This window comes from Vibrio sp. 1CM8B (assembly GCF_023161685.1).
GTDB lineage: Bacteria > Pseudomonadota > Gammaproteobacteria > Enterobacterales > Vibrionaceae > Vibrio > Vibrio coralliirubri.
In genome coordinates this window covers 89,563-96,622 of the sequence record NZ_JALNTU010000015.1, presented here as the reverse complement: position 1 = coordinate 96,622, position 7,060 = coordinate 89,563, and the positions used below count along the sequence as shown (strand labels likewise).

At 43.6% G+C, this 7,060-nt stretch carries 6 protein-coding genes and 1 tRNA gene; 4 read left to right on the top strand and 3 right to left on the bottom strand.

Going from position 1 to position 7,060, the window contains the following annotated elements; all coding sequences use genetic code 11:
- The first annotated feature begins 173 nt into the window (after positions 1-173).
- Together MSG36_RS20895 and MSG36_RS20890 are read left to right on the top strand one after the other, a co-directional pair.
- Positions 174-258, top strand: a tRNA-Tyr gene (locus MSG36_RS20895).
- Positions 259-421: 163 nt separating this feature from the next.
- Entirely contained in the window at positions 422-1,096 is a 675-nt protein-coding gene (locus MSG36_RS20890) for a Crp/Fnr family transcriptional regulator (protein WP_086970544.1), read from the top strand.
- Positions 1,097-1,146: 50 nt separating this feature from the next.
- Here the strand turns inward: MSG36_RS20890 and tsgA are convergent, their stop codons facing one another.
- The 3 genes from tsgA to MSG36_RS20875 form a co-directional block, all read right to left on the bottom strand.
- Entirely contained in the window at positions 1,147-2,319 is a 1,173-nt protein-coding gene (gene tsgA / locus MSG36_RS20885) for an MFS transporter TsgA (RefSeq protein ID WP_086970545.1), read from the bottom strand.
- 72 nt (positions 2,320-2,391) lie between these two features.
- Positions 2,392-3,099, bottom strand: a complete 708-nt coding sequence (gene deoD, locus MSG36_RS20880; protein WP_061033645.1) for a purine-nucleoside phosphorylase — start codon at positions 3,097-3,099, stop codon at positions 2,392-2,394.
- 267 nt (positions 3,100-3,366) lie between these two features.
- Complete coding sequence (locus MSG36_RS20875) at positions 3,367-4,275, bottom strand: TIM44-like domain-containing protein (protein ID WP_086970547.1); 909 nt, start codon at positions 4,273-4,275, stop codon at positions 3,367-3,369.
- Positions 4,276-4,471: 196 nt separating this feature from the next.
- Here MSG36_RS20875 and MSG36_RS20870 point away from each other — a divergent pair, with 196 nt between their 5' ends.
- On the top strand, positions 4,472-5,062 hold the full coding sequence (locus MSG36_RS20870) for a TetR-like C-terminal domain-containing protein (protein ID WP_017064073.1): 591 nt from the start codon (positions 4,472-4,474) through the stop codon (positions 5,060-5,062).
- A 17-nt stretch (positions 5,063-5,079) separates the two neighbouring features.
- The gene (locus tag MSG36_RS20865; protein WP_248369576.1) at positions 5,080-6,954 is read left to right on the top strand and encodes an MFS transporter; all 1,875 of its coding nucleotides are present in this window, start codon (positions 5,080-5,082) and stop codon (positions 6,952-6,954) included.
- Positions 6,955-7,060: the final 106 nt, after the last annotated feature.

Genomic DNA, 7,060 nt, shown 5'->3' with positions numbered 1-7,060 from the left:
GTGGCCAAAGGGAGCAGACTGTAAATCTGCCGGCACTGCCTTCGATGGTTCGAATCCGTCTCCCTCCACCATATTCTTCTTACCTCTTTTAAGAGTTAAGAGAACAACCTGATTGATGGGCTTATGGGAAAACATCAATTTAGGCTTACTTTGTGAAGAGTAAGACACACCCTGGAGGGGTTCCCGAGTGGCCAAAGGGAGCAGACTGTAAATCTGCCGGCACTGCCTTCGATGGTTCGAATCCGTCTCCCTCCACCATATTCTCCTTAATTGGAAAATCGAAAAGCCAACTCATTGAGTTGGCTTTTTTCGTTTCTGTGTATAATATTTCACTGTACCCGTTACCTTTCTCGTTCAACGATCTTGATAACCTATCATCCAAGTTGAGAAACTTCTCTCAACAACTGAATTAAAATCAAATATGCAGCTACAAACCCTAGGAAAAGGTCGCTTCGAAACTGAGTGGACCGAAGACAAGCAACTAATCGAACAAACCATTCGTGATTGTATTTGTACGAGCAGAATATTTGAGGAAAATGAGAAGTTATTAACTCAAGGAGAGCATGTAGAAAACCTATACCTTGTTGATTCAGGAAGAGTTTCCATGGGGATGACGGCTCGCAACGGTAAAACATTTTTGTTAGGTACTCTTGAGTGTGAGCAACAAGTCTTCGGGGAAATGGAATTCTTTACAGGATACCGATGCCAAATGGATATTATGCCAATCGAGCCCGTTAACGTATCTATCATTGATGCTCAAAAGCTAAAGAAGTACTTGTTAGAACAACCTAGGCTTTCTCTCTATTTCGCTAGCGCTATCGCTATTGACTATCAAGACACGGTCGAGATCCTAACAAGGCGTCTTCTATATCCGATTACTTATAATGTTGCCTACGATATTTATCATCAATATTTGAATGACTTACCCGTCGATGGCTTTCAAAAGAACTATCTTGAAGCGGAACGCTTCGCTACGACTGATAGAGTCTACCGCCGCGCGGTGAAAGAGCTTGAGAGCAAAGGTTTTATTGCTAAAGAAAAGAAAGGACTAAGGATTCTTGATCTAGAAGGGCTTAAAAAATTTGCGGAGCAATAAAGGCCTGCACAAATACAGACCTTTTCAGTGTCGCTTAAACCGATAACTATTTATGCAGTTTGAGTTTGATTGGATTGGCTTGCTTTGTACTTTGTAGATGCAATAAGCATCACCAACACAACAGCATATATTGCAGGGATGGCATACATAACTGTTTGTAAGCCAACAATACTTTCCATCATAGAGCTAATCGCAGGGCTAAACATTGCACCAGCACTGCCGCTAACCAATATATAAGAAACATTCTTACTTGATGCATTGCGAACAAATGACACACCATAAGCAATGAAAGCATTATAAAGTGCAGCACAAGCAAACCCGTAACCATAAGTCAGGTAAGAGAGCCATTCTAGTTGATTTGTAGTAACGATGACGCTCGTTATCACCATTGCAAGTGTAATGATCGTCAATAAGAAGTACTGAATCTTCATACGCGACACAATGACAGTCGAAACTAAAGCACCAACCAACGCTGCTGACCAATACTGAGTAATAATGTTACCCGCTTGTTCAAATGGAATATCGAACTTCTCTTTCACAAACATTGGAGCCCAAGTTAAGAAAGTATAAAGGGCAAGCATTCCTAAGAATAGTCCGATACCACCACTAATAATGCCGAAGTTCCATTCAGACTTTGATTCAGTTTGTGTTGCGCTTTCATCACCACATTGATTGAAGTTAGTCAGCAAAGCGATAAACATTGTTGCCAATGCAACCACGCCAACACTCAAGTAACTGATGCTCCAATTCATTGCATTAGTAAGTGCGTAAGTGGTGATCATTGGGAACACAACACCTGCAATGTTAAATGTCGCGTCTTGTACCACTAACATTGTGCTCTGAATTTTGTCTTTCCATAATGAAACGACAATAGTACCAGCGATACACAGACCAACACCTCCACAAAAACCAATAATAGCCATACATAACATCACGATCGATAACGAAGGTGCAATGTAAAGGCCTAATGAGGACAGTGCGATAATGCCATAGCACAACACCGTCATGCGTTTAATACCGACTTTTTCAATTAAGAAGAAAGCCGCAATAGTGCCGGCTAGTGCTCCACCATTTAATAAAGAAAATATTGATGCTACTTCATTTACATTCGCGTTAAATGCATTGGCTATTGGCTCGACCAACATACCAAATTGTGTCGCAAAGCCCGCCATAACGAAATTAGCGAGGAAACTGATAGCAGTGAGTGTCATTTTATTTTTCATTGTTCACTCCAAGGGCTCGTAGGTTAGATGTTTTAATTTGGGAGAGCTTAACTTTAAGCCCTCCACACAGGCTTAAGCTTTGATTGCCGTTTCTAGAGCAATTTCAATCATGTTGTTGAATGAAAGCTGACGCTCTTCTGCGGTGGTCTCCTCACCCGTGATACAATGATCAGACACCGTCAGGATCGCTAATGACTCAATACCAAATTGTTGTGCTAGCCCGTATAAGCCTGCAACTTCCATATCGATACCAAGCACCCCAAAACGCTCTAAGGCAGGGATAAGATCTTCATCAGGATCGTAATAAAGGTCGCCAGTAAACACGTTGCCAACTTTAACATCTATATTCTTCTCTTTTGCTGAAAGGTAAGCATTATGTAAAAGCTCAAACGTTGCCGATGTCGCCATGTGATAGCCACTGCTGCGCTTGGCATTAGTTGGAGAGTCTGTACCGGCAGCTTGTGCCAAAATCACATCACGCATCATGACATTTTTCTGCGTTGCACCAACACTGCCGATACGAATAATGCGCTTAACACCGAAGTCATTAATCAGTTCGTGACCATAGAGAACCATTGATGGTACACCCATACCATGCCCCATAACTGAGATGCGCTGCCCTTTGTAATAGCCAGTGTATCCAAGCATGTTTCGAATATCAGTCACGAGTTTTGCGTCTTCTAAGTAGGTTTCAGCAATGTATTTCGCTCGTAGTGGGTCACCCGGCATAATTACTGTAGATGCGAAATCCTCAGCAGTGCCAGCAATATGTGCAGTCATAATGTTTCCTTATTTGTTTTGTTGGCGCAATCATAAGGAGTAATGGCACAAAGCATTGAGGACAAATGTCCGCTTTCAAAGTACTGCCTCTCAAATTTGAATCTCTCTATCAAAACAGAGAAGTAGCCGTTCTAAGAACCTAGTTATGACTGGCTTGCTACCCTCAGCCCACAAAAAAGCCCCTGCTGATTTCTCAGCAGGGGCTTTCTATTATTTGGTGTTATTCCGAATAACTACATCCTATTGATGTTGAGTTAAATTCTGGAATTAACCTTGAATACCAACAATTAACCAAGGTGCATTGTTAGTTGTTAGGTCACGCTCTAGGTGCCAGATATCAGTGATATCTTCTTCAACGCCATCCGCTGTGTCACGGTAACGACCGCTAAACTGAAGGCTTAGCTGTGCTTTGCTACCATCATGGTCTGCGCGAACGATTTCAGCATCAACGTACATTACGTCAGTGTGCTGATCACCGTCTAGCTTATTACGCTCAGCTTTTAGGTCTTCAAATAGGCTTGGAGATACGTATTCTTCAATCGTGTTTAGCTCGTTGTGGTTCCATGCACCTTGCAGTGTACGGTAGTGCTCACGAGAACCATTGATGAATGCAGCTTGATCAAAGCCCGGTGGGTAGTTATGTGGAACATCGCTTTGTGCACCAAAACCGAAACCACCAGCAGTGCCTTGTGATTGAGGTTGTGCTTGCTCGAAGTTATGAACATTTGGTTGTTGCTTAGGTTGTTCAAACTTGTTCTGACCCATGCCGCCGAATGCTGGCTGTTGGCCACGAGCATTCTGCTGATTCATTGAGCCCTGCTTCGCGGCCAACATTCCGCGTAGGAATTTAAACGCTAGGAAAGCAATCAGACCCATGATCAGAATATCCATGAACTGGATACCTTCAAATGCGCCACCAAAGAATGCAGCTAAAAGACCACCAGCAAGTAAACCACCTAGCAGACCGCCCATAAGGCCTTTCTTGCTAGAGTTAGCGGCTGTGTTCTTACCCGTTTGATCTTGACGGATCGAATTCGTGTTTTGTTGTTTTGGTGCTGGAGCCGTTTTAAAGCTTTTGCCAAATGACTTACCACCACCAAACTTTTTCGCTTCCGCGATTGGCGTCACCGCGACTGTTACCAACAGGATCGCGACTAGTGAGAAAAATCGTTTCATTATTATCCTTTATAGGTTTTTTATCTTTCGACACCTTAATCATACTCGTTAACAAAGAACAATGAAATATTCACCGTGTTTACACATGTATCATAATATTGCGGCTATTAATTGATTACTAAACTAGCGAAGGGATTGACGGCACTCTGGGGCAGCATTAAAATATTGAACGATGTTCATTTAATAGAAAGTACCCATGGCAAGACGAAACGATCATACTCGCGAACAATTAGTGCAATTAACCTTAAAAACGGTGACCGACTTCTTAGAAGAGCACTCTTATCACGAGCTAAGTCTACGTAAAATCGCCAATATGATTGGTTACGTTCCAAGTACTTTAGTAAATGTATTTGGTAACTACAACCTACTGCTTTTGCATGTGGTCGCTCAAACATTAGATGAACTGGCGTCAGAATCTGCTGCTGCTGTTGAACAATCGAGCAACCCTCAACAAGCTCTATTCAACCTTGCCTACTGCTATCACGATTTTGCACAGAGACACCCTCACCGTTGGCAGCTTATCTTTGAACACAACATGAACGGTGAAAACCTTCCTGAATGGCAATCGAATCGCATCGATAGAATGACAGGCATGCTAGAACAGTTGCTCGTAGCGATTGCTCCAGAACATACGAAAAGCGAAGTCGTTAAAGCCAGCCGTGTATTATGGTCTGGAGTACACGGAATTACTCTACTTAGCGTTGATGATAAATTTTTCGCCTCTGAGCCTATTGATGGTAAAGAGCTGATCAATAACCTAGTCTCAAACTACTTAACCAACTGGTAATCATCCAAGGAAAGACAATGAACAACAGCAGCCAATCTTCGCTGTTAACGCAAAAAAGGTTCCTACCCTACTTTATTACCCAATTTCTAGGAGCCTTTAACGACAACATATTCAAAAATGTCCTGTTACTGTTTGTTGCTTTCGCAAGCGTAGACACGCTGCCTATTTCCAGCAATCTATTCATTAATTTGGCCGCTGGCCTTTTTATTCTGCCCTTCTTCCTATTCTCAGCTTTAGCTGGTGTACTGGCCGACAAATACGAAAAATCGTGGTTTATCCGTAAAGTTAAGCTCCTTGAAGTAGTGATCATGTCACTGGGTGCGATCGGATTCATCTACGAAAGCTACGGAATATTACTCTTGCTTCTGTTCCTTATGGGAACGCAGAGTGCTTTCTTTGGCCCGGTGAAATACGCCCTGCTTCCACAGCAGTTAGAAACAAAAGAACTGGTATCTGGTAATGCTCTTGTCGAGACAGGTACATTCTTAGCAATCCTGATTGGTACTCTAGGCGCAGGCATCATTGCATCTGAAGAAGGCGCGAAGCTCATTGCTGCGGTGTGTATTGTTTCGTTTGCCGTGCTTGGCTATGTATCGAGCTGCTTTATCCCACAAGCGCCAAGTAATGCACCAGACCTTAAGGTAAAGTGGCAACCTGTAAAACTGACCCGTGCGACACTGGCGATTGCCAAAAGAGATCGCCCGACCTTTCAAGCTCTGATGTCTATCAGCTGGTTCTGGTTCCTTGGTGCGGCTTACCTAACTCAGTTTCCCAACTTCACTAAACTGCATCTAAACGGCACTGAAAGCTCCGTCGCCTTTTTACTGGCACTATTCTCGGTAGGCATTGCAATCGGCTCTTTGGCTTGCGATAAGTTATCTAATCACCGAATTGAAATCGGCATCGTGCCAATGGGCAGCTTAGGTATCTCGATCTTCGGTCTTCTGATGGCGATATCCATCCCGGAGTCTTTGCCTGACTTTAGTTCTTTCCATCAATTCGTAACCTACTCAGAGCTGTGGCCACTGTTTGCTTACCTTCTGCTTCTGGGTATATCTGGCGGTATCTTTATTGTTCCTCTGTATTCACTGATGCAGTTACGTGCCAAGCCAGATGAACGTGCCCAAGTAATTGCCGGGCTCAATATTTATAACTCACTGTTCATGGTGGGAAGTGCGGTTTTAGGTATTGTTTGCCTCAGCGTTTTAGAGCTTTCAATTCCACAGCTGTTTATCTTGCTCGCTGTGGGCAACACTTTGGTGATGCTGTACCTGTTTTATCAGGTGCCTATCTACGCTTTCCGCTTCTTTACGTGGGTGGTCACTCACACCATGTACCGAGTTAAACACAAGAACTTACATCACCTGCCTGAAAAAGGCGGCGCGTTGATTGTCTGCAACCATGTGAGTTATATGGATGCACTGCTGCTGAGTGCGGTTTGCCCTCGCTTGATCCGTTTTGTGATGGAAGAGGATTACACCAAGTTACCGCCAATTCGACGCTTCTTGAAAAGAGCTGGGGTGATTCCAATCTCCGCGACCAACCGCAACTCAATTCGAAACGCTTTCAAAGAAGTAGAGCGTGCGCTGCATGAAGGTCACATCGTGTGTATTTTCCCAGAAGGAAAGCTCACCTCTGATGGCGAAGTGGCTGAGTTCATGCGAGGTATGGAGCTGATCATCAAACGTTCCCCTGTCCCAGTGATTCCTATGGCTCTTAAAGGATTATGGGGTAGCTACTTTAGTCGTTACAAAGGCCGTGCCTGCAAAGGGTTACCGACTCGCTTCTGGACTAAGCTAGAGATAGAAGCTGGCGAGCCGATTTCACCTAAACAAGCCTCTTGTGAAACGCTTCGACAGTCAGTCTCTGACCTTCGCGGATCACTACGCTAGCTCACCAGCCCTTTATTCATATCAGTTGAACAAGCGTTAAGTTTTCCTTAACGTTTGTTCAATTCATTTAGACTTACTTATCATTTTATTGAACGTATAGTGGTCT

Bases quoted from the DNA above. Each gene is read 5' to 3' on its own strand.
- MSG36_RS20890 (WP_086970544.1), top strand. From the start codon at position 422: ATGCAGCTACAAACCCTAGGAAAAGGTCGCTTCGAAACTGAGTGGACC.
- tsgA (WP_086970545.1), bottom strand. From the start codon at position 2,319: ATGAAAAATAAAATGACACTCACTGCTATCAGTTTCCTCGCTAATTTC.
- deoD (WP_061033645.1), bottom strand. From the start codon at position 3,099: ATGACTGCACATATTGCTGGCACTGCTGAGGATTTCGCATCTACAGTA.
- MSG36_RS20875 (WP_086970547.1), bottom strand. From the start codon at position 4,275: ATGAAACGATTTTTCTCACTAGTCGCGATCCTGTTGGTAACAGTCGCG.
- MSG36_RS20870 (WP_017064073.1), top strand. From the start codon at position 4,472: ATGGCAAGACGAAACGATCATACTCGCGAACAATTAGTGCAATTAACC.
- MSG36_RS20865 (WP_248369576.1), top strand. From the start codon at position 5,080: ATGAACAACAGCAGCCAATCTTCGCTGTTAACGCAAAAAAGGTTCCTA.